Consider the following 22,050-nt stretch of genomic DNA (forward strand, 5'->3'; position numbering starts at 1 on the left):
CGTGCAGAAGACGACCTGCACGGGCGTGGAGATGTTCCGCAAGCTGCTGGACCAGGGCGAGGCGGGCGACAACGTGGGCGTGCTGCTGCGCGGCACGAAGCGCGAGGACGTGGAGCGTGGCCAGGTGCTGTGCAAGCCGGGCTCGATCACGCCGCACACGGAGTTCACGGCCGAGGCCTACATCCTGACGAAGGAAGAGGGCGGGCGGCACACCCCGTTCTTCACGAACTACCGCCCGCAGTTCTACTTCCGCACGACGGACGTGACGGGGATCATCAAGCTGAAGGAAGGCGTGGAGATGATCATGCCCGGCGACAACGCCGAGCTGAACGTCGAACTGATCACGCCGATCGCCATGGACCAGGGCCTGCGCTTCGCGATCCGCGAGGGCGGCCGCACGGTGGGTTCGGGCGTCGTCAGCAAGATCATCAAGTAAGCCGCAAGGCCGCTTGAGCGAACACCAGGGCCGCCGGGCATCCCCCGGCGGCCTTTTTCGTGCGGTGACGCTGATCTGGATCAACACTTCGCGCGTTGGCGTCTGAAAGGATGGCGGCCTGAGGAGGACTCCGCATGAGGGCGCCTCGACTTCGACGGGCTGCGACGACCGCGCTGGCGGCGGCCCTGGTCTTCGGAAGCCCGGCGATGGCGGGCGAGGTTCTCGTCGTCCATGGGGTGTGGCAGGCGCAGGGCGATCACGCCGCCGCCTCGGCCAGCACGGATTTCTGGCTGCCGGCCGGGGACTACATCGTCACCTGGTCGTCTCCCCAGCCGTTCGGGGAAGAGTCCCACTGGGCCTATGACTTCCAGCTGCGCCAGCACTACGAGACCTACGCCGGCGAGGTGTTGTTCGACTTCGTGGGCGGCGACACGGTCGATCCGATCTATCTTCCGGTCGGAGCGCGATCCTGGTCGACGCGCCTCTCGCCCTACGACCGCGTGACCTACGATCCGATGGGCGTCTACAGCGAGCAATGGCGCGAGGCGGCGACGATCTTCGCGGTCGCAGGCGTCGAGGCCGTCGGCCGGCCCTTCACCCTCAGGGTCACGACGATCCCGGAGCCCTCCACCTGGGCGCTGATCATCGCCGGGCTGCTGCTGGCGGGCGGACGGTTGCGCCGGCGCTCCATGACAACGGCGTCATGACTCCGAATTAAGCTGTGACCTGCCCGGGCCCGCCCTAGCCTCGCTTCGAACCTGGGCGGGAGAGGGCGATGAGACTAGCGGTTCGACTGACGACCGCCGCGGCGGCCATCGTCGCGGCTTCGGCCGGCGCGGCGCACGCCGCCTCGGTCGAGATCAAGGACGCCGTGGCGCGCGTGACCGTCGTGCCCGCCGACCGGTCGGATGTCAGGGTGGAGGTGGTCAGGCCCAACGCCGCGCTCCCGCTCGCCGTCCGCAGCGAGGGCGGCCGCGTGGTCGTGGACGGCGGGCTTCACCGCCGCATCCGCGGCTGCGACGCCCTGTCGGCCCGTCCGCACGTCAGGGTGCGGGGCGTCGGTCGGGTCGACTACGACGAGATGCCGCAGGTCGTGATCCACACGCCGCGCAGCGTCTCCCTCTCCGCCAGCGGCGCGGTGGTGGGCGCCATCGGCCGCTCCAGCAGCCTGGAGCTGTCCAACTCGGGGTGCAGCGCCTGGACCATCGCCGACGTGGCTGGCGCCGCCGAGATCCACGAGTCGGGCGCCGGTTCGATCCGCATGGGCGCGTCCGACCGCCTGGAACTGCATCTGTCGGGCGCCGCCGACGTCCATGCGACGCGCGTGCGCAACGGCCTAGACGCCCGTCTCTCGGGCGCCGGGAACGTGCAGGTGGCCGAGGTGAACGGCGACGTTCAGGCGCGCGTGTCGGGGGTCGGGAAGATCGGCATGGAGAACGGCCGCGCCAACCTCATCCGCGCCTCCGTGTCCGGCGTCGGATCGGTCGAGTACGGCGGCGCGGCCCGCGACCTCGACGCCTCGATCTCGGGCCTCGGGGGCGTCCGCGTGCGGGAGGTGACCGGCCAGGTCCGCAAGTCCGTGTCCGGCGGCGGCCGCGTCAGCATCGGCGACCGTTCGCGCTGAGCGCTACGGCTTGTGGCGATGCGGGGCGCCCTCGGTCAGGTCCGTCTCGGCCCGGTTCGGGGAATGACCCGGCTTCTGGCCGCCGCCGCTGGCCGGGTCGGTGAAGGTCTTGGCGCTTCGCGCCGAGCCCTCGGACCCCTCCGGTTCGGAGGCTGCGCGCGGAGAGGCGCCCTCCCGGGGCTTCTGGTCCTCGTCGCGATTGTAGGCGTCGTCGTGGGTGCGGGGCATGACGCCTCAACGCCTCGCCCCCGCCTTCGATCCCGGTGAAGCCCCTTGAAACGGCCGCGCCGTTGCGTCATACGCCTGCGTCCTACCCGACATCGTTGGAGTCTGCTTTTCTAGCCGCCACGCGCGGCGACGGGTGTTCCCCCGGAAGCCGGAAGAAGCAGGCCTCGAGGACGTCGGGGAGGGTGAGCGAAGGAGTGTAGCTCAGCTGGTAGAGCATCGGTCTCCAAAACCGAGGGCCGGGGGTTCGAGTCCCTCCACTCCTGCCACCCTATATAAGTCCGACCACAGGAACCGGAGCGCCGCGGCCGCGGGCTCCAGATGAGAGTTTGAAGAGCCGCATGGCCAGGAAACCGAGCCCGCAAGCCATCCGCGAGCGCGCCGCCAAGACCGCCGCCGCGATGGCGACGCCGGGGGCCGCCGCCGCCGCGCCCAAGAAGGGCGGCCTGATCGAAGGGCTCCGCAACCTTCCCCGCTTCGCCGCCGAAGTCCGCGCCGAGGCCCGCAAGATCACCTGGACCAGCCGCAAGGAAACCTGGATCACCTCCGTGATGGTGGCGATCATGGTGGTGTTGGCGGCGATCTTCTTCTTCGTCGTCAACTGGGTCCTGAACACCGCCATCACGTGGCTGCTCAAGCTCGCGACCGGATAACTGCACATGTCTGAAGCCGCCACCGCGCCCGCCAAGGGCAACCCGCGCCACAAGTGGTACATCGTCCACGCCTACTCGAACTTCGAGAAGAAGGTGAAGGAGTCGATCCTCGACCAGGCCCGCCAGCACGGGCTGGAAGAGCAGTTCTCCGAGGTGCTCGTGCCCACCGAGGACGTGGTCGAGATCCGGCGTGGCCGGAAGATCAACGCCGAGCGCAAGTTCTTCCCGGGCTACGTGCTCGTGAAGATGGAACTGACCGACGAGGCCTACCACCTCATCAAGAACACGCCGAAGGTCACCGGCTTCCTGGGCAGCGGGTCCAAGCCGATCCCCGTGTCCGAAAAGGAGGTCGAGCGCATCATCGGCACGATCGAGGAGGGCGTGGAGCGGCCGAAGCCGACCATCACCTTCGAGATCGGCGAGCAGGTGCGCGTCACCGACGGGCCGTTCGCCAGCTTCAACGGATCGGTCGAGCAGGTCGACGAGGAACGCGCCCGCCTCCGCGTCACCGTCTCCATCTTCGGCCGCGCGACGCCGGTCGAGCTCGAATACGGCCAGGTCGAGAAGATCGGCTAGCGCCGGGCCCGCCCCGCCGCCATGGACGAGTTCGAAGAGGAGCGCCGAAGCCTCGTCGCCGGGTTCCGCGAGCGCGGAGCCCTGGAGGACTACGTCTTCCGCGCCGTGGAGATCCTGCGCCAGACGTGGCCGTCCGACCTCGCGGCGGCGAGCCGCGACGAGCTTCTGATCGAGAGCCTCAAGAGCTTCGCGGTCTTCCCGGAGTGGTACGAGCGGCGGATGACGGCCATCCGCCGGACCCTGCTCTTCGCCCCCGCCACCCCTGGAACAGAGCGCTTCCTCGGCGCGCTGGCCATCCAGTGCCAGCTCAACGAATACGCCTGGAAGGAGGGGCCCGAGGAAACGGCGGCCGTGGCCGCGCTCGAAGCCCGTGGCGCCGACCTCACGCCCGAGGAGACGATGGCGCTGGCCTGCTACCGGCTGCTGTCGGACCTGCCGGCCGCCGACGACTTCCTGGCGAAGGGCTGGACGGGGCCCGTGGAAGAGGTGCTGTTCGAGCAGATCGGCGCCGTGCGGATCGAGCGCGAGATCGCCGAGACGCTTCCGGCCGTGACGGAGATCCGCGCCGGGGTCTCCTCGAACGTCCGGTCGCAGTACGAGACCCATCCGTATCCCCGGTGGCGGCGGGCGCCGAAGGTGGGCTTCGCCACGCACATCCACGGCAGGCCTCTGCCGCCGCGCGCCGAGGTGCTCGTCGCCGGCTGCGGCACGGGGCGACAGGCGATCCAGGCGCACGAGTACCTGGCGGCCGGCCGGACGGTCGCCGTCGACCTCAGCCGGCGGAGCCTCGCCTACGCGGCCCGCAAGACCCGGGAGGAGGGGATCGCCGGCATCGAGTACGTGCACGGCGACATCCTGGAACTGCCGGAGCGCTATCCCGAAGCCTTCGATGTGGTCACCTGCGTCGGCGTGCTCCACCACATGTCCGACCCCTTCGAGGGCGCGCGGGCGATCTGCCGGACGCTGAAGCCGGGCGGTCTCGTGAACATCGGCCTGTACAGCTCGACGGCGCGCCAGGGGCTGCGGGCCGGGCAGGAGCTGGCGCGGCAATACACGCCGCAAACGGTGCGCGAGCTCCGGCAGGCCATCCTGGGCTGGCCGGAAAGCAACCCGATGCGCTGGCCCGCCGCGTCCCGGGATTTCTACACCACCTCGTCCTGCCGCGACCTTCTGATGCACGTGCAGGAGCATCAGATGAACTTCGCCGACCTGCGGCGGATGCTCGACGAGAACGGGCTCGTCTTCCTGGGCTTCATCGTGCCCGATGCGGTCATGAAGATGTACCGGGCGGCGTTTCCGCATGACCCGGCCGGCCTGGACCTGAACGGCTGGGAGCAGTTCGAGGCGCAGAACCCCCGGACCTTCGCGCGGATGTACATGTTCTGGGCCCAGAAGCCGTCGCCGCGGGCGGCGGCCGCGCCGGACGTGCAGGAGACGTCCCTGGGCAGCCTCGAAGACTGGAAGGCGCCGCGGGCCCGCGCGGCCGTCTGGGCCGACCTGCGCCGCGGCGCCCGCGGCGTGCAGCCGTCCGGCCAGCCGGCGATCGTGCACCTGCGCTACAACTGGCCCGCCAGCGACGCGGCCGTGGCCTCGGACGGATTGCTGGCCGAGGTGCTGACGTCCACGCCGGCCTATCCGTACTGGCTGGAGGGCCGGCTGACGACGATCCGCCGGCGCCTGTTGTTCGGGAACGAGGTGGAGGCGCTGAAGCCGATCCTGCCGGCGCTGGCGATCCAGTGCTTCCTCAACGAGTACTGCTGGGCGCAGGACGCCATCGAGCGGCAGCTGGTCGATCGCCTGGCCGCGCGGATCGATCGGCTCACCCCGGACGAGGTCATGATCCTGGGCTGCTACAGGGCGCTGTCGGACGTGCCCGGCGCCGAAGCGCTGCTCGAACGGGGGTGGACGGGGGGCGTGGCCGATGTGCTGCGCGAGCAGCTCGCCAACGTCCGGGACGAGCGGGCTCTGGCCGCCGGCCTGCCGACGCTGACGCCCATTCGCGGCGGCGTTTCCGAGGCGGTCCGCAGCCAGTACGAGGCGAACCCCTATCCGCGCTGGCGGCGGGTCACCCGCCTGCCGGCCGCGACCGGCATCATGGGCCGCGCGATCCCGCCGGCGGCCGAGGTGCTGTTCGCAGGCTGCGGCACCGGCTTCCACGCGATCCATGCGGGTCAGCGCTACGGCCCGGACGCGAAGGTGCTGGCGGTCGACCTTTCGCGCGCCAGCCTCGCCTATGCGCTGCGCAAGACCCGCGAGGCGGGGCTCGCGAACTTCACCTACGCGCAGGCGGATCTGCTGGAGCTGGGCGCCACCGGACGGACGTTCGACGTGATCGAGTGCAGCGGCGTGCTGCATCACCTGTCGGATCCGTTCGAAGGCGCGCGCGTCCTCGCAGGCCGGCTTCGGTCGGGCGGTCTGATGAAGCTCGGCCTCTACAGCCGGCGCGCGCGGGCGCGCTGGGCGCCCGCCAAGGCGCTGGCGCAGACATACACGCCCGAAACCCTGCGCGAGCTGAGGCAGGCCATCGTGGCCGCCCCGGACGGCGACCCGTTGAAGGCGGCGATGGACACCACCGACTTCTACGCCGCCAGCACGCTGCGCGACCTGGTGATGCACGTGCAGGAGCACGAGCACGAGATCGCCGACATCCGCCGCATGCTGGCCGAGACGGGGCTGGAGTTCCTGGGCTTCGTCTCCGTCGGCGGGGCGATGCCCGCCTACCGCGCCGCCTATCCTGCGGACCCGAACGGCCTGGATCTCGCCAACTGGGACGCCTTCGAGCGCGCCAACCCGCTCACCTTCATGGGCATGTACCAGTTCTGGGTCCGGCGGCCGGGCTGACCGCCCGCGGTTGTGCCCTGGGCCCTTTGCTGCTAGATGCGCGCGCCTCGCGGCGCTCTGCGTCCGCGGGCTGTCACGACCGTGACATCAAATCCGTGGGAGGGGGCGGCTGTCGTAACCCCGCACCACGGCTCAAACCGGCTCGCATGAGCCACTGAGGAGCAAAGATGGCCAAGAAGATCTTGGGCTATATCAAACTGCAGGTGCCCGCGGGCTCCGCCACGCCTTCGCCGCCCATCGGGCCGGCGCTGGGTCAGCGCGGCGTCAACATCATGGGCTTCTGCAAGGAGTTCAACGCCCGCACCGAAAAGGAAGCGAAGGGTACGCCGCTTCCGACCGTGATCACGGTCTACCAGGACAAGTCGTTCACCTTCGTCACCAAGACCCCGCCCGCCAGCTACTTCATCAAGCAGGCGCTGGGGCTGAAGTCGGGCTCGCAGAAGCCCGGCCGTGACAGCGCCGGCAAGATCACCCGCGCCCAGCTGCGCGAGATCGCCGAGAAGAAGATGAAGGACCTCAACGCGAACGACGTCGAGGCCGCCGCCAAGATCATCGAGGGCTCCGCGCGCTCGATGGGTCTGCAGATCGTGGAGGCCTGAGCGCCATGGCCAAGCAACCCAAGCGCATGAAGGCGTGGACCGGCGATACGCAGGCCACGCACCCGCTGGCCGACGCCGTGAAGCTCGTGAAGGCCAACGCCAACGCCAAGTTCGACGAGACCGTCGAGATCGCCGTGAACCTGGGCGTCGATCCGCGTCACGCCGACCAGCAGGTCCGCGGCGTGGTGGCCCTGCCGTCCGGCACCGGCCGCGACGTCCGCGTCGCCGTCATCGCCAAGGACGCCAAGGCCGAGGAAGCCAAGGCGGCCGGCGCCGAGGTCGTGGGCGCCGAGGACCTGGTGGAACGGATCCAGGGCGGCTTCATGGACTTCGACCGCGTGATCGCCACGCCCGACATGATGGCCCTGGTGGGCCGTCTCGGTAAGGTGCTGGGCCCGCGCGGCCTGATGCCGAACCCGCGCGTCGGCACCGTGACGCCGAACGTCGGCCAGGCCGTGAAGGACGCCAAGGGCGGCTCGATCGAGTTCCGCACCGAGAAGACCGGCATCATCCACGCCGGCATCGGCAAGGCCTCGTTCACCGAGGACGCGCTGCAGGCCAACGTGAAGGCCCTGGTGGACGCCCTCAACAAGGCCAAGCCGTCGGGCGCCAAGGGCACCTACATCAAGAAGATCAGCCTTTCGTCGACGATGGGCCCGGGCTTCAAGGTGGACCAAGGGTCGCTGGGCGCCTGAGCGCCCTGATCCGGTGTAGATTGCGGAGGCGCAGCGGCGACGCTGCGCCTTTTGCGTTTGGGGGCGACGTCATGGCGGACGTGATCCTGGAGCCGGCCGGTCCTGACCGACACGGCGCGATGTCGAACCTGTTTCAGCTCTACACCTACGACTTCACGGAGCAGTGGGCCGGGACGGCGCGTGGCGAGCTGGGCGAGGACGGCCTCTTCAAGGCGTACCCCCACCTGGACGCCTACTGGACCGATCCGGACCGAGAGCCGTTCCTGATCCGCGCGGACGGCCACATCGCCGGGCTCGTCCTGCTCAACCGGCACAGCCACGCCGGCCTGCCCCTGGACCACGCGGTCGCCGAGTTCTTCGTAGTCCGGAAGCACCGCCGGGGCGGCGTCGGCCGCGCGGCGGCGCTGGCCGCCATCGCGCCGCGTCCCGGCCAGTGGGAGCTGGCGGTGGCGCGCCGGAATCTCGGCGCGCTGGCGTTCTGGCGCAGGGTCGCCGCAGAGGCCGCCGACGGCCCGGTCGACGAACTCGACCGGGACGACGACCTCTGGAACGGCTTCATCCTGCGCTTCCGGGTGGCATAGTGGCGGGCATGGAACTCAAGGCCACCCGCTACGATGTCGCCGACGGGATCGCGCTCGTCACGCTGGCTCGCCCGAAGCGCCGCAATGCGTGGACCGGGCGGATGCACACCGAGTACCGCTGGATCCTGCGCGAAGCCGACAAGGACCCGGCTGTCCGCGTGATCGTCGTCACGGGCGATCCGGAAGGCGGCGCCTTCTGCCCCGGCGCCGACCTCCAGGCGCTGGAGGGCCACTCGGCGCGCGGCCAGTACGACGCCGGGACGCCGGACGACATCGCCGAGCCGGGCTACGGCGTGCACGAGGAATTCGATGCGACCTTCGCCTACCACTTCGGTCTGACGAAGCCGGTGATCGCGGCGATCAACGGCGCGGCGGCGGGCGTGGGACTCGTCCTGGCGGCCTATGCGGACCTGCGGTTCTCTGTGCCCGGCGCGAAGTTCACGGCGGCCCACGGCCGCTACAACTTCCCGGCGGAGTATGGCCTCTCGTGGATCCTGCCTCGGATCATCGGCCTGACCTTCGCCAACGACATCCTGCTCTCCAGCCGGGTGTTCACCGCCGAGGAAGCGGACCGGATGGGCTTCCTGAACCGCATCGTTCCGGCCGACCGGCTGATGGACGAGGTGATGGCCTATGCCCGCAGCCTCGCGGCCAATGTCGCCCCCGGCTCGGCGCGCGAGACCAAGCGCCAGATCTACCGCGACCTTCACCGCGACGCCGCCAGCGCGGTGCGCGAGGCCGAGTCGCTGCTGGTCGAGATGTCGAAGACGCCGGACTACCGCGAGGGCGTGAAGGCCTTCATGGAGAAGCGCGCGCCGGCCTGGAAGGGCTGAACCTCTTGACGATCCGGCCGTCGGGCCGCAGGTGACGTCAAACGACCGTTCGGGAGGACATCCACGTGAGACGCGCCGCCATCGTCAGCCCCATCCGCACTGCTGTCGGCAAGTACCTGGGCGCGCTCAGCGACATCCCGGCGGGCGAATTGGGCGCCGTGGTGCTGAAGGCGCTGGTGGAGCGCACCGGCATCGATCCCATGAAGGTCGACGACGTGATCTTCGCCCAGGGCTACGGCAACGGCGAGGCGCCGTGCATCGCCCGCTGGTCGGCGCTTGCGGCGGGCTTCCCCATCGAGACCCCCGGTTACCAGCTCGACCGCCGCTGCGGCTCGGGGCTGCAGGCCGTCGTGGACGCGGCCATGATGGTGCAGACGGGCGTCGCCGACGTGGTCATCGCGGGCGGCGTCGAGAGCATGAGCAACGCCGAGTACTACACGCTCGACATGCGCAAGGGCGCTCGCGCGGGCTCGGTGACGCTGCACGACCGCCTCTCGCGCGGCCGCGTGATGAGCCAGCCGATCGAGCGCTTCGGCGTGATCAGCGGCATGATCGAGACCGCCGACAACCTGGCCCGCGACTACCAGATCAGCCGCGAGGAGTGCGACGAGTACGCCGCGATGAGCCACCAGCGGGCCGCCAAGGCCTGGGCCGAGGGCAAGTTCGACGACGAGCTGGTGCCCGTCGAGGTGAAGCAGAAGAAGGGCGACCCGATCGTCTTCAAGCAGGACGAAGGGGTGCGCGCGGACGCGACGCCCGAGAGCCTCGGCAAGCTGAAGGCCATCGAGAAGGACGGCGTGGTCACCGCCGGCAACGCCAGCCAGCAGAACGACGCGGCCGCCGCCTGCCTGGTCGTGGCCGAGGACAAGCTGGCCGAGCTGAACCTCGAGCCGATGGGCTATTTCGTCAGCTGGGCCGCGGCCGGCTGCGATCCGTCGCGGATGGGCATCGGGCCGGTGCCCGCCGTGAAGCGCCTGTTCGAGCGCACCGGCATGGGCTGGGACGACATCGACCTCGTCGAGCTGAACGAGGCCTTCGCGCCCCAGGTGCTCGCCGTTCTCAAGGGCTGGGGCTGGGACGACCGGGACCGCCTGAACGTCAACGGGTCGGGCATCTCGCTGGGCCACCCGATCGGCGCCACGGGCGGTCGCATCCTGGCCAACCTGCTGCGCGAACTGAAGCGCCGCGACGGCAAGTACGGCCTGGAGACCATGTGCATCGGGGGCGGCCAGGGCATCGCGGCGATCTTCGAAGCGGCCTGAGCGGGTCTAACCACCAAGCGCACCAAGATCACCAAGGCACATGATGATCCTGCGGATACCGTCCTTGAAGAGGCAGGTGTTGAAGTTGATGAGGAGACCGAGTCGCCGTCCTGACAGCTTGAGATATGTCAGGATCTGCGCCTCATGGAGGCGCGAAAGCGCCTCGACCGCCTTCACCTCGACGATGAGCTCGTCGGCGACTAGGAGATCCAGGCGATAGCCGGCGTCGAGCTCCAGGCCCTCGTATGTCAGAGGCAACGGCACCTGGCGGCGGAGGGCGACGCCGCGCTGGAGAAGCTCGTGCGCCAGACAGGCCTCATAGGCCGACTCCAGCAGGCCCGGTCCCAGTGCGCGGTGAACCTTCAGCCCGGCGTCCACAACCGTGCGTGCGATCCTGTCGAGTGAAGCCGGGACGGCTTGGCGGGCTTGGGGCTCTTGGTGGTGCATTTCAGCAGGCGACGCAGCAATGGAGGTTCCTCGAATGTTCTACAGGCGTGCCGTCGCGCAGGCTAGACGAGTGGCCCCCCTGAGCCGTCATGAGTCCGTGTGAGCTGCAAAATCTGTTCGAGCACCTGGCGCCCGACCTCGACGCGTTCGCCGCGCCGTGGGCGCTGATCGGGTCGGGCGCGCTCATCCTGCTGGGCGCGCCGCTGGAGGGCGCGGCGGACTTGGACGTGGTGACGGGCGTGGAGGGCGCGCAGCGGCTGCGCTCGGCCTGGGCGGGCTGGGTGGAGGCCGGTGAGGCGAAGGCGCCCGACGGGCCGTTCCGGTCGGAGGATTTCGCGCGCTACGCGACGCCCTGGGGGCCGGTGGAGATCATGGGCGGGCTGCGCGTGCGCGGGAGGGCGCTCGACGTGCGCGGGCCGATCCCGTCGGCGGAGGAGCAGTTGCGCATCCTGCGCCTGTTCGGCCGGCCGAAGGATCTCGAGAAGGCCGCACTGGTCGAGGCCTGGCTCGCCGCGGGTTGAGTCCGCGGGAGGCTTCGTATATAGGCCCGCGCTTCGCAGCTCCCTCGGGAGAGGCGAGGACGGGCGACCCCCCGGGGTTTCCCATCCTGTCCAAGAACTGTGCAGCCGCCGGGGTCGCCGGAGGCCGTAACGCGAGGAGGGGCCCCTCCTCAGGCGCAGGGAGACGGGAAGATGACGGCCTGATCGGTCCACCGCAATGCGGCGGCGCGACGGCTGCGGCTTTCCTCATCGGACAGGTGCTTACCCGCGTGCGCACTCTCGCGCGTGCGGAACCTGAGTATGGAGACCGCAATGGACCGCGCTCAAAAGCAGGACGCCATCGAAGCGCTCAAGGGCGTCTTCGCTGACTCCGGCGCCGTGGTCGTGACCCACTACATGGGTCTGACCGTTGCGGAAATGACCGATCTGCGGGGCAAGCTGCGTGAGCAGGGCGCCCAGCTGCAGGTGGTGAAGAACACCCTGGCTCAGAAGGCTCTGAACGGCTCGGCCGGTGAAGCGGGCGACGCCCTCTTCAAAGGCCCGGTCGCGATCGCCTTCGCCGCCGACCCGGTGTCCGCCGCCAAGGTCGCGACCCAATACGCCAAGGACAACGACAAGTTCACCGTCGTCGGCGGCTTCATGGGTCAACAGGTGCTGGACCAGAAGGGCATTTCGGCGCTCGCCACCCTGCCTTCGCTGGATCAGCTCCGCGCCAAGATCATCGGCCTCCTGCAAGCCCCGGCCACCAAGGTCGCGGGCGTCCTGCAGGCGCCGGCTGGTCAGCTGGCTCGCGTCATGGGCGCCTACGCCGCCAAAGACGCCGCCTGATCGTCACTTCCCGACAAACCTCTCTCTTAAGGACCTCATCACATGGCCAACCTGCAACAACTCGTGGACGACCTGTCCGCCCTGACCGTCCTGGAAGCCGCTGAGCTCTCCAAGCTGCTCGAAGAAAAGTGGGGCGTCTCGGCCGCCGCGCCGGTCGCCGTCGCCGCTGCCGGCCCCGCCGCGGGCGGCGCCGCTCCGGCCGAAGCCGCCGAAGAGCAGACCGAGTTCACCGTCGTTCTCGCCGCCGGCGGCGACAAGAAGATCAACGTGATCAAGGAAGTCCGCGCCGTCCGTCCGGACCTCGGCCTGAAGGAAGCCAAGGACCTCGTCGAAGGCGCCCCGCAGAACGTGAAGGAGAACATCTCCAAGCAGGAAGCGGAAGAGATCAAGAAGAAGCTCGAGGAAGCCGGCGCGACCGTCCAGATCAAGTAGTCTGGACGCGCTGGATCAGCGCTTCTTTCGAAGATCGAAGGGCCGGGAGCGATCCCGGCCCTTTTTCGTACCCCTGATCGGGGGAGGCCGGGGCCGCATGATCGGCGCACGATGCGCAGGCTGGAGAGCTTGCGTGGGGGCGCGACGATGCGACAGACACTGCTGACGGGAGCGGCCGCGCTCGTCGTGCTGGGTCCGGCGACGGTAGCCAGGGCGCAGTCGGCGTACGAGATCAACCGACTGAACGCCGCGATCCAGATCTGCAACTCGCCGGCCGGCGCGACGATGGCCGAGTGCGCGCAGCTGCGCGCCAAGCTGGGCTCGACCACGCCGGCTTCGCCGGGGCTTCCGGGCGGAGGCCTCGGGGGCCTCGTGGGCGGCAACAAGGCGGCGGTGGCGTCCGGCGTCCTGGGCCTCCTCAACCAGGCGCGCGTCCCGGCGCCCGCCGCGCCTGCGCCTGCCGTCAACGGCGCCGCCATTCAGGACGCGATCCGGATGTGCGTGCAGAACGCGGCCGGCGACAGCACGGCGATCCAGGCCTGCCTGCGGATCGCGGGCGCCGCGGCGCCGGCGCCGGCTGCGCCGTCGCCCCCGCGGCTCGGGATCGGCGCCTACCAGGCCCCGGGACTGCCGGCCGCTCCGGGCGGCGCGACCGGCCTGAACAACGGCGACGTCGCGGCGATGGGCATCTATCGGGCCGGCCAGAGCTACCAGGCCTGCGCGGCCGCCAACCCGAGCAACTGGCAGTCCTGCCTGCCGCTCCTGAACGGCGGATCCCCGCCGCGCTGAGCCCCATGGGGCATGTTAGCCTGGGCGGCGATGAGCGAATCCGTCGCCCTGATCAGCGCGTTCGTGCACGGCCTGGCGGCCGGCGCGATGCTTGTGGTGTGCCTGGTGGTCTGGCGCAGCGGGCTCAATCCCCACATCCGCCTCGCCACCTTGCTCGTCACCGCGAGCATCATGGGGATGGCGGTGAACGAGTCCCGGCCGCTCTGGGCGGCGATGGGCGAGCCTGCGATCTCGCTGGTGCTGGCCGCACCGGTGGCGGGTCTGCTCTGGCTGTTCATCCTGACGGTCTTCGCCGACTGGAGGATCACGCCGCTAACCCTCGCGCCTGCGGCGGTCCTGCTGGTGACCGGCGTGATCCAGCCTCTCGTCCAGGACGACGCCGTGACGGGACTCTGGGGCGCGCGAAACCTCTTCAGCGCCATCCTCGCGGTGCACGCAGGCGTGCTCATCCTGCGCGGCTGGAGCGATGACCTCGTCGAGCGGCGGCGGCGGCTCCGCGCCGTCGTCCTGTCGCTGGCCTGCCTGTTCGTCGTGGTCCAGGTGTCGGCCGGCTTCGCCTTCCGGCTCAGCCACGACCCCGGCTGGCTGGACTATGTGGTGGGGCGTCCGATCGGGGGCGTGGTCGTCGCCGCGCTCGCGCTGGGCATGGCGTCGGTCGCCCTGACGGTCCAGCCGACCGCCTTCGGGGCCGCGGCGAGGCGAATTGAGGCCTCGGCCGATCCCCGGGCCGACGCCGCCGACCGCGGGCTGGTCGAGCAACTGAACGCGACGATGGCGCAGGAGATCTGGCGCCGCGAGGGGCTGACCATCGGCGGACTCGCGAGCGAGCTCGGGGTCCCCGAGCACCGGCTGCGGCGCCTGATCAACCAGCGGCTGGGGTATCGCAACTTCGCCGATTTCCTCAACGGGCGGCGGATCGAGGCCGCCAAGCGGAGGCTCTCCGATCCCGCGGAGGCGCGCACCACGATCGCGGCGGTGGCGTTCGACCTGGGTTTCGGATCGCTCGGCCCCTTCAACCGGGCATTCCGCAACGCGACGGGCTCGACCCCCACCGAGTGGCGGCGGGCCGCGCTGGCCGCGGCCGGGCACGCACAGGAGCCGGCTTCGCTGGAGCAACAAGCGGCGCCGTAGGTTTGCGCCGACGGACCTCATGGTACGCTGGCGCCCGTGACTGACAGCCGCGTCGTCCTGGACCTGCTCTTCCACGGCATCGCCATCGGCGCGACGGCCGTGATCGGGCTTGCGGTGTGGGGCAGCGGCGTGAGCCGGACGGCGCAGGCCGCCACCGCGGCGCTCAGCGTCGGCATCGTGGCCTGGCTGGTCTGCGAGTCGCCGGCGCTGTGGGCGTTGACGGGGCGGTTGACGCCGCTCCTCATCGCCTCCTTCCCGATCAGCGGCCTCTTCTGGCTGTTCGTGGTCACGGTGTTCGAGGACCGTCCCCTCGCGCCGCCGCTCCTGCTGCCGATCGGGCTGCTGCTGGCGACCGGCTGCCTGATGCTGCTGTCCCCGCGGCCGCTGTCGGACGGCCTGTGGGTCGTACACAATCTCATCGGTGGAGGGCTCGCCGTCCACGCGATGGTGGTGATCGGCCGCGGCCGGACGAGCGACCTCGTCGAGGGTCGCCGTCGGCTGCGCGGCGCCGTGCTGGGCGTGTCCGCGGCCTTCGTGATCGCGATCATCGTCTTCGTCACCGCGACGCGGCTGGATCCCGACGGACCGTGGCAGGCCTTCACGGCGGGCGGCCTGTACGGCGGCGCGGCTTTCGCGGCGCTGATGCTGGCCGGGGCGGCCGTGTTTCTCGCCGCCCGGCCTGGGGTCTTCGCGCCGACCAGGCGTCCTTCTGGAGCGGCCGACAGCCGGGCCGAGGCGCTTGCGCTGCAGCTCGCACGCAAGCTCGACGCGTTCATGAACGAAGGCGCCTGGCGCCAGGAGGGCCTGACGATCGCCGCGGTGGCGGCCGCCCTCGGGGAGCCGGAGCACAGGCTGCGCAGGCTGATCAACCAGCGCCTGGGGCACAGGAACTTCGCCGAGTTCGTCAACGGCTTCCGGATCGAGGCCGCCAAGCTGAGGCTCTCCGATCCTGCCGATGCCCGCACGACGATCGCCGTCATCGCGTTCGACCTGGGCTTCGGCTCCCTCGGTCCTTTCAACCGGGCGTTCCGCGCCGTGACGGGTTCGACCCCGACCGCATGGCGCCGGGCGGCGCTGGCCCGGGCCTTGCCGGAACTGGAAGAAGCCGTTTGATTTCGGAATCGGCGAGGGTCGCGCCGACTTCGGCAAGACCCGCCGCCTCGGCCGCAGTCCTCTGGCGTCAAGCCAACGCGAGGACGCCGCCATGCCCCCGATCCTGCCCAACATCCTGGAAATGTGGTTCCGCGAGATGGAGCCCACCCTGACGCGCTACCTGATCTTCGCGGTCGGCGTGTGGTTCCTGCTTTGGGTCGTCCTGCGGCCGCTGCTCGCCCCCAGAAAGATCCGCGAGGAGACGCCGCCGGCGCGGCAGCTGGCGACGGAGCTGCTCTATTCGATCCGCTCCATGGCGATCTTCGCCACCGTCGGCGTGGCGCTCACCCTGATGTACCGCGCAGGGCTCTATCCGCTGGCGCACGTCGCCAACGACTGGGGCCCGGTCTGGTATGCGGTCTCCCTGTTCGCGGGGATCGCCGGCCTCGACGCCTGGTTCTACTGGTCGCACCGGCTGATGCACGATCCGCGGCTGTTCCGCCGCTTCCACCGCCGTCATCACCGCAGCCACAACCCGTCGCCCTTCACGGCCTACAGCTTCGACGTGGGCGAGGCGCTGGTGCTGATCGGGTTCGTGGTGGTGTGGCCGTGGGTGTTCCCCATGCCGGACGGCTCGATGCAGTGGGTGATGCTGTACCAGATCGTCACCAACACGCTGCTGCACTCGGGCTACGAGCTGATGCCGGCCCGGCGGGACGGCCGCCCGATGCTGGACTTCATCGTCACCACCACGCACCACGATCTGCACCATGCCCAGGCCGGGTGGAACTACGGCGCCTGGTTCACCTGGTGGGACCGCTGGTTCGGAACCGAGCATCCCGAGTACCACGCGCGCTACGCGGCCAAGGCTTGGCGTCCCTTCGGCGCCGCTCCCGCGCCGCAGACCCTGGCGGCGGAGTAGGGCGCGCCCCGCCAGGCCCGCGAAGGAAACCCGCGCGGCGCCTGGCCGTTGAGGCTTCGAAGGACCGGGGCCCGGTCCAGACAGCCGAGCAAGCGGCGTGGAGCGGAGGCTTCGCGCCGCGCTTGCCGTTTTCCCCGCTGAGGGGACTTCACAAACGTTGCGAATGGGACTATCTCCCGCCGCTCGCGAAACATCCCCGACTCACATCTCCAGAGATGCGGCCTTCGCGCGTGCAGGCCCCGAGGCATGGTCCGTCGCCCTCCGACCATGCGAAGGGGCGCTCCCGACGACACGGGGAGCCTTCCAGGGTCCGGCTTCCCGCACGGGGAGTCCGACAGGGCGGACCCGGAATGACAGCACTCGGCGCCCGGACTCCGTGCCTGGCGCCCTCAAGGGATCAAAATGGCGCAGTCCTTCACCGGTAAGAAGCGGATCCGGAAGTCGTTCGGCCGCATCCCCGAAGCCGTGCAGATGCCGAACCTGATCGAGGTTCAGCGCTCCTCCTACGAGCAGTTCCTGCAGCGCGAGGTCCGCGCCGGCGAACGCCGCGACGAGGGCATCGAGGCCGTCTTCAAGTCGGTCTTCCCGATCAAGGACTTCAACGAGCGCGCCGTGCTCGAATACGTCTCCTACGAGTTCGAGGAGCCGAAGTACGACGTCGAGGAGTGCGTCCAGCGCGACATGACCTATGCCGCGCCGCTGAAGGTGAAGCTGCGCCTCATCGTGTTCGAGACCGACGAGGAGACCGGCGCCCGCTCCGTGAAGGACATCAAGGAGCAGGACGTCTACATGGGCGACATCCCGCTCATGACGGAGAAGGGCACCTTCATCGTCAACGGGACCCAGCGCGTCATCGTCAGCCAGATGCACCGTTCGCCGGGCGTCTTCTTCGACCACGACAAGGGCAAGACCCACGCCTCGGGCAAGCTCCTGTTCGCCGCGCGCGTGATCCCGTACCGCGGCTCGTGGCTCGACTTCGAGTTCGACGCCAAGGACATCGTCTACGTCCGCATCGATCGCCGCCGGAAGCTGCCGGCGACGACCTTCCTGATGGCCCTGGGCATGGACGGGGAGGAGATCCTCTCCACGTTCTACGACACCGTCCCGTACGAGAAGAAGGGCGACGGCTGGGCGACCCCCTACCGGCCCGAGCGCTGGCGCGGTGCGAAGCCCGACTTCCCGCTCGTCGACGCCGACACCGGCGAGGAGATCGCGCCTGCTGGCCAGAAGATCTCGGCGCGCAACGCCAAGAAGTTCGCCGACAACGGGCTGAAGACCCTGCTGCTGGCGCCGGAGGCGCTCAACGGCCGCTACCTGGCGCGCGACCTGGTCAACTTCGAGACGGGCGAGATCTACGCCGAAGCCGGCGACGAGCTGGACGCCGGCCTGCTGGCCAGCCTCGAGGAACAGGGCTTCAACACGCTCGACGTGCTCGACGTCGACGACGTGACGGTTGGCGCCTACATGCGCAACACCCTGCGCATCGACAAGAACACCGTCCGCGAGGACGCGCTGTTCGACATCTACCGGGTGATGCGCCCCGGCGAGCCGCCGACGGTGGAAGCCGCCGAGGCCATGTTCAAGTCGCTGTTCTTCGACGGCGAGCGCTACGACCTGAGCTCGGTCGGCCGCGTGAAGATGAACATGCGCCTGGAGCTGGACTGCCCGGACGACGTGCGCGTCATCCGCAAGGAAGACGTGATCGCGGTGCTGCGCACCCTGGTCGGCCTGCGCGACGGCCGCGGCGAGATCGACGACATCGACAACCTCGGCAACCGCCGGGTCCGTTCGGTGGGCGAACTGCTGGAGAACCAGTACCGCGTGGGCCTGCTCCGTATGGAGCGCGCGATCAAGGAACGCATGAGCTCGGTCGACATCGACACGGTCATGCCGCACGACCTGATCAACGCGAAGCCGGCGGCCGCGGCCGTGCGGGAGTTCTTCGGCTCCTCGCAGCTCTCGCAGTTCATGGACCAGACGAACCCGCTGTCCGAGATCACCCACAAGCGCCGCCTCTCGGCGCTGGGCCCGGGCGGCCTAACCCGCGAGCGCGCGGGCTTCGAGGTCCGCGACGTGCACCCGACCCACTACGGCCGGATCTGCCCGATCGAGACGCCCGAAGGTCCGAACATCGGCCTGATCAACTCGCTCGCCACCCACGCGGTGGTGAACAAGTACGGCTTCATCGAGAGCCCGTACCGGCGGATCCGTGACGGCAAGACGACGGACGAGGTCGTCTACATGTCGGCCATGGAAGAGGCGAAGCACGTCATCGCCCAGGCCAACATCAAGCTCGACAACGGCTCGATCGTGGAAGACCTGGTCCCTGGCCGGATCAACGGCGAACCGGGCCTGCTGCAGCGCGACCAGGTCGACCTGATGGACGTGTCGCCGAAGCAGGTCGTTTCGGTCGCCGCCTCGCTGATCCCGTTCCTCGAGAACGACGACGCCAACCGCGCCCTCATGGGCTCGAACATGCAGAAGCAGGCCGTGCCGCTCATCCAGTCGGATGCGCCCCTGGTCGGCACCGGCATGGAGAGCGTCGTGGCGGTGGACTCGGGCGCCGTCGTGGTGGCCCGCCGCTCGGGCGTCGTCGAGCAGATCGACGGCACGCGTATCGTCATCCGCGCGACGGAAGAGACCGACCCCACCAAGCCGGGCGTCGACATCTACCGCCTGCAGAAGTTCCAGCGCTCCAACACCTCGACCTGCATCAACCAGCGTCCGCTGGTGCAGGTGGGCGACCGGATCCAGGCCGGCGACGTCATCGCCGACGGCCCGTCGACCGAGCTGGGCGAGCTGGCCCTGGGCCGCAACGCGCTCGTCGCGTTCATGCCCTGGAACGGCTACAACTTCGAGGACTCGATCCTGATCTCCGAGCGGATCGTGCGCGATGACGTCTTCACCTCGATCCACATCGAGGAATTCGAGGTCATGGCCCGCGACACCAAGCTGGGTCCGGAAGAGATCACCCGCGACATCCCGAACGTCGGCGAGGAAGCCCTGCGCAATCTCGACGAGGCCGGCATCGTGGCGATCGGCGCCGAGGTCCAGCCCGGCGACATCCTGGTCGGCAAGGTCACGCCCAAGGGCGAGAGCCCGATGACCCCGGAAGAGAAGCTGCTGCGCGCCATCTTCGGCGAGAAGGCCTCGGACGTGCGCGACACGTCGCTGCGCCTCCCGCCGGGCGTGTCGGGCACGATCGTGGAAGTCCGCGTCTTCAACCGTCACGGCGTCGACAAGGACGAGCGCGCCCTGGCCATCGAACGCGCCGAGATCGACCGCCTGGGCAAGGACCGGGACGACGAGTTCGCGATCCTGAACCGCAACTTCCAGGCCCGCCTGCGCGCGCTGCTCGTCGGCAAGAACGCCGTCTCCGGTCCCAAGGGCCTGGGCCGCGGCGAGATCACCGAGGAGAAGCTTGGCGAGATCGCGCCGGGCATGTGGAGCCAGATCGCGCTCGACGACGAGAAGGCGATGGGCGAGCTCGAAGCGCTGCGCAAGCAGTTCGACGACGCCCGCAAGCGCCTGGACCGCCGCTTCGAGGACAAGGTCGACAAGCTGCAGCGCGGCGACGAGCTGCCGCCCGGCGTGATGAAGATGGTCAAGGTGTTCGTGGCGGTGAAGCGCAAGCTGCAGCCGGGCGACAAGATGGCCGGCCGTCACGGCAACAAGGGGGTGATCTCCAAGATCCTGCCGATCGAGGACATGCCCTACCTTGAGGACGGCACCAGCGTCGACATCGTCCTCAATCCGCTGGGCGTGCCCAGCCGGATGAACGTCGGCCAGATCTTTGAGACGCACCTGGGTTGGGCCGCGGCCGGCCTCGGCAAGCAGGTCGCCCAGCTCCTGGAGGCCTGGCAGCACGGCGGCCAGAAGCAGGCGCTGATCGACCACCTGAAGGACGCCTACGGCGACGACCAGGAGCTTCCGGAGACGGAAGAGGAGCTGATCGAGCTGGCCCGGAACCTGTCGAAGGGCATCCCCTTCGCCACCCCGGTGTTCGACGGCGCCCACATCGACGACATCGAGAACCTGCTGGAGAAGGCGGGCCTCGACCGGTCGGGCCAGTCGTACCTGTACGACGGCCAGACGGGCGAGCGGTTCAAGCGTCCGGTCACGGTCGGCTACATCTACATGCTGAAGCTGCACCACCTGGTGGACGACAAGATCCACGCCCGTTCGATCGGCCCGTACTCGCTCGTGACCCAGCAGCCGCTGGGCGGCAAGGCGCAGTTCGGCGGCCAGCGCTTCGGGGAGATGGAGGTGTGGGCCCTGGAAGCCTACGGCGCCGCCTACACCCTGCAGGAGATGCTGACGGTGAAGTCGGACGACGTGGCCGGCCGGACCAAGGTCTACGAGAGCATCGTCCGTGGCGACGACACCTTCGAGGCCGGCATTCCGGAGAGCTTCAACGTGCTGGTCAAGGAGATGCGCTCCCTGGGCCTGAACGTGGAGCTGGAGAACAGCTGACGGATCGCAGAGCCCTCTCCCGGCGACGGGGGAGGGCGCTCCGCCCCGCCCAGCTCTGACGAAATTTCGCGGCGAACGCCGCAGAAGGAACCAAGATGAACCAGGAAGTCCTGAACATCTTCAATCCGGTCCAGGCCGCTCCGACCTTCGACCGCATCCGTATCGCCCTCGCCAGCCCGGAGAAGATCCGGTCGTGGTCGTTCGGCGAGATCAAGAAGCCCGAGACCATCAACTACCGCACGTTCAAGCCCGAGCGTGACGGCCTGTTCTGCGCGCGCATCTTCGGTCCGACGAAGGACTACGAGTGCCTGTGCGGCAAGTACAAGCGGATGAAGTACAAGGGCATCATCTGCGAGAAGTGCGGCGTCGAGGTCACCCTGGCGCGCGTCCGGCGCGAGCGCATGGGCCACATCGAGCTCGCCTCGCCGGTCGCCCACATCTGGTTCCTGAAGTCGCTGCCGTCCCGCATCGCGCTGATGCTGGACATGGCCCTGAAGGACATCGAGCGCGTCCTCTACTTCGAGAACTACATCGTCACCGAGCCGGGCCTGACCCCCCTGAAGCAGCACCAGCTGCTGTCGGAGGACGACTACCTGCGCTTCCAGGAGGAGTTCGGCGACGACAGCTTCACCGCCGAGATCGGCGCCGAGGCGGTCCAGGGCCTGCTGAAGGGCATCCACCTCGAGGACGAGGCCGAGAAGCTCCGCGAGGAGCTGAAGACCACCACCTCGGAAATGAAGCTCAAGAAGGCGTCCAAGCGCCTGAAGCTCATCGAGAGCTTCATCGAGAGCAAGAACAAGCCCGAGTGGATGGTGCTGACGGTGATCCCCGTGATCCCGCCGGAACTGCGCCCGCTGGTGCCGCTGGACGGCGGCCGCTTCGCGACCTCGGACCTGAACGACCTCTACCGCCGGGTCATCAACCGCAACAACCGCCTGAAGCGCCTCATCGAGCTGCGCGCGCCGGACATCATCATCCGCAACGAGAAGCGGATGCTGCAGGAAGCCGTCGACGCCCTGTTCGACAACGGCCGCCGCGGCCGCGTGATCACGGGCGCCAACAAGCGTCCGCTGAAGTCGCTGGCCGACATGCTGAAGGGCAAGCAGGGCCG

At 69.3% G+C, this 22,050-nt stretch carries 21 protein-coding genes, 1 tRNA gene and 1 pseudogene; 21 read left to right on the plus strand and 2 right to left on the minus strand.

What is annotated here, in order from left to right; genetic code table 11:
• The 3 genes from JNK30_RS01545 to JNK30_RS01555 all read left to right on the plus strand — a co-directional run.
• The coding region (locus tag JNK30_RS01545; RefSeq protein ID WP_293479528.1) for an EF-Tu/IF-2/RF-3 family GTPase at window positions 1-436 on the plus strand (436 nt) is incomplete at its 5' end.
• Window positions 437-570: 134 nt separating this feature from the next.
• Window positions 571-1,143, plus strand: a complete 573-nt coding sequence (locus JNK30_RS01550) for a PEP-CTERM sorting domain-containing protein (RefSeq protein ID WP_293479529.1) — start codon at window positions 571-573, stop codon at window positions 1,141-1,143.
• Between the two features lie 68 nt (window positions 1,144-1,211).
• Complete coding sequence (locus JNK30_RS01555; protein ID WP_293479530.1) at window positions 1,212-2,060, plus strand: DUF2807 domain-containing protein; 849 nt, start codon at window positions 1,212-1,214, stop codon at window positions 2,058-2,060.
• A 3-nt stretch (window positions 2,061-2,063) separates the two neighbouring features.
• Here JNK30_RS01555 and JNK30_RS01560 read toward each other — a convergent pair whose 3' ends face one another.
• Window positions 2,064-2,288 carry a hypothetical protein gene (locus tag JNK30_RS01560; protein ID WP_293479531.1) on the minus strand — a complete coding sequence of 75 codons (225 nt, stop codon included), beginning with the start codon at window positions 2,286-2,288 and terminating at the stop codon, window positions 2,064-2,066.
• A 190-nt stretch (window positions 2,289-2,478) separates the two neighbouring features.
• On the opposite strand from JNK30_RS01560, the gene JNK30_RS01565 reads away from it, so the two are divergent.
• The 9 genes from JNK30_RS01565 to JNK30_RS01605 all read left to right on the plus strand — a co-directional run bounded on the left by JNK30_RS01565 (window position 2,479) and on the right by JNK30_RS01605 (window position 10,325).
• Window positions 2,479-2,554 (plus strand) — tRNA-Trp (locus tag JNK30_RS01565).
• Window positions 2,555-2,626: 72 nt separating this feature from the next.
• Window positions 2,627-2,938, plus strand: coding sequence for a preprotein translocase subunit SecE (gene secE / locus JNK30_RS01570; RefSeq protein WP_293479533.1), 312 nt, complete (start codon window positions 2,627-2,629; stop codon window positions 2,936-2,938).
• A gap of 6 nt (window positions 2,939-2,944) precedes the next feature.
• A complete protein-coding gene (gene nusG / locus JNK30_RS01575) occupies window positions 2,945-3,514 on the plus strand; it encodes a transcription termination/antitermination protein NusG (RefSeq protein WP_293479535.1) in 570 nt (189 codons plus the stop codon).
• Between the two features lie 21 nt (window positions 3,515-3,535).
• Entirely contained in the window at window positions 3,536-6,355 is a 2,820-nt protein-coding gene (locus tag JNK30_RS01580) for a methyltransferase domain-containing protein (protein WP_293479537.1), read from the plus strand.
• A gap of 167 nt (window positions 6,356-6,522) precedes the next feature.
• Window positions 6,523-6,954 carry a 50S ribosomal protein L11 gene (gene rplK / locus JNK30_RS01585; protein ID WP_293479539.1) on the plus strand — a complete coding sequence of 144 codons (432 nt, stop codon included), beginning with the start codon at window positions 6,523-6,525 and terminating at the stop codon, window positions 6,952-6,954.
• A gap of 5 nt (window positions 6,955-6,959) precedes the next feature.
• Window positions 6,960-7,649, plus strand: coding sequence for a 50S ribosomal protein L1 (gene rplA / locus JNK30_RS01590; protein ID WP_293479541.1), 690 nt, complete (start codon window positions 6,960-6,962; stop codon window positions 7,647-7,649).
• Between the two features lie 71 nt (window positions 7,650-7,720).
• Window positions 7,721-8,230, plus strand: coding sequence for a GNAT family N-acetyltransferase (locus JNK30_RS01595; RefSeq protein WP_293479543.1), 510 nt, complete (start codon window positions 7,721-7,723; stop codon window positions 8,228-8,230).
• Between the two features lie 8 nt (window positions 8,231-8,238).
• Window positions 8,239-9,063: an enoyl-CoA hydratase-related protein gene (locus JNK30_RS01600; RefSeq protein ID WP_293479545.1), complete on the plus strand. Its 825-nt coding sequence runs from the start codon at window positions 8,239-8,241 to the stop codon at window positions 9,061-9,063.
• 65 nt (window positions 9,064-9,128) lie between these two features.
• Complete coding sequence (locus JNK30_RS01605; protein ID WP_293479547.1) at window positions 9,129-10,325, plus strand: acetyl-CoA C-acetyltransferase; 1,197 nt, start codon at window positions 9,129-9,131, stop codon at window positions 10,323-10,325.
• A gap of 6 nt (window positions 10,326-10,331) precedes the next feature.
• Here the strand turns inward: JNK30_RS01605 and JNK30_RS01610 are convergent, their stop codons facing one another.
• Window positions 10,332-10,772 carry a GxxExxY protein gene (locus tag JNK30_RS01610; RefSeq protein ID WP_293479549.1) on the minus strand — a complete coding sequence of 147 codons (441 nt, stop codon included), beginning with the start codon at window positions 10,770-10,772 and terminating at the stop codon, window positions 10,332-10,334.
• A gap of 89 nt (window positions 10,773-10,861) precedes the next feature.
• Here JNK30_RS01610 and JNK30_RS01615 point away from each other — a divergent pair, with 89 nt between their 5' ends.
• From JNK30_RS01615 to JNK30_RS01655, 9 genes and pseudogenes are all read left to right on the plus strand, one after another.
• Window positions 10,862-11,293 (plus strand): hypothetical protein, encoded by a 432-nt coding sequence (locus JNK30_RS01615; protein ID WP_293479551.1) that lies wholly within the window; start codon window positions 10,862-10,864, stop codon window positions 11,291-11,293.
• Window positions 11,294-11,584: 291 nt separating this feature from the next.
• Window positions 11,585-12,100, plus strand: coding sequence for a 50S ribosomal protein L10 (gene rplJ / locus JNK30_RS01620; RefSeq protein WP_293479553.1), 516 nt, complete (start codon window positions 11,585-11,587; stop codon window positions 12,098-12,100).
• A 42-nt stretch (window positions 12,101-12,142) separates the two neighbouring features.
• On the plus strand, window positions 12,143-12,532 hold the full coding sequence (gene rplL / locus JNK30_RS01625) for a 50S ribosomal protein L7/L12 (protein WP_293479555.1): 390 nt from the start codon (window positions 12,143-12,145) through the stop codon (window positions 12,530-12,532).
• A 147-nt stretch (window positions 12,533-12,679) separates the two neighbouring features.
• Window positions 12,680-13,321 carry a hypothetical protein gene (locus JNK30_RS01630; protein WP_293479557.1) on the plus strand — a complete coding sequence of 214 codons (642 nt, stop codon included), beginning with the start codon at window positions 12,680-12,682 and terminating at the stop codon, window positions 13,319-13,321.
• Between the two features lie 30 nt (window positions 13,322-13,351).
• Window positions 13,352-14,452 carry a helix-turn-helix domain-containing protein gene (locus tag JNK30_RS01635; protein WP_293479559.1) on the plus strand — a complete coding sequence of 367 codons (1,101 nt, stop codon included), beginning with the start codon at window positions 13,352-13,354 and terminating at the stop codon, window positions 14,450-14,452.
• A 36-nt stretch (window positions 14,453-14,488) separates the two neighbouring features.
• Window positions 14,489-15,565, plus strand: a complete 1,077-nt coding sequence (locus JNK30_RS01640; protein ID WP_293479560.1) for an AraC family transcriptional regulator — start codon at window positions 14,489-14,491, stop codon at window positions 15,563-15,565.
• 91 nt (window positions 15,566-15,656) lie between these two features.
• The gene (locus JNK30_RS01645; protein WP_293479562.1) at window positions 15,657-16,466 is read left to right on the plus strand and encodes a sterol desaturase family protein; all 810 of its coding nucleotides are present in this window, start codon (window positions 15,657-15,659) and stop codon (window positions 16,464-16,466) included.
• A 402-nt stretch (window positions 16,467-16,868) separates the two neighbouring features.
• A complete protein-coding gene (gene rpoB / locus JNK30_RS01650) occupies window positions 16,869-20,939 on the plus strand; it encodes a DNA-directed RNA polymerase subunit beta (RefSeq protein WP_293479563.1) in 4,071 nt (1,356 codons plus the stop codon).
• Window positions 20,940-21,034: 95 nt separating this feature from the next.
• Window positions 21,035-22,050 (plus strand): annotated as a pseudogene (locus JNK30_RS01655) (DNA-directed RNA polymerase subunit beta'); the annotation flags it as partial.

It is taken from the genome of Phenylobacterium sp., from assembly GCF_016793225.1.
Taxonomy (GTDB): Bacteria; Pseudomonadota; Alphaproteobacteria; order Caulobacterales; family Caulobacteraceae; genus Phenylobacterium.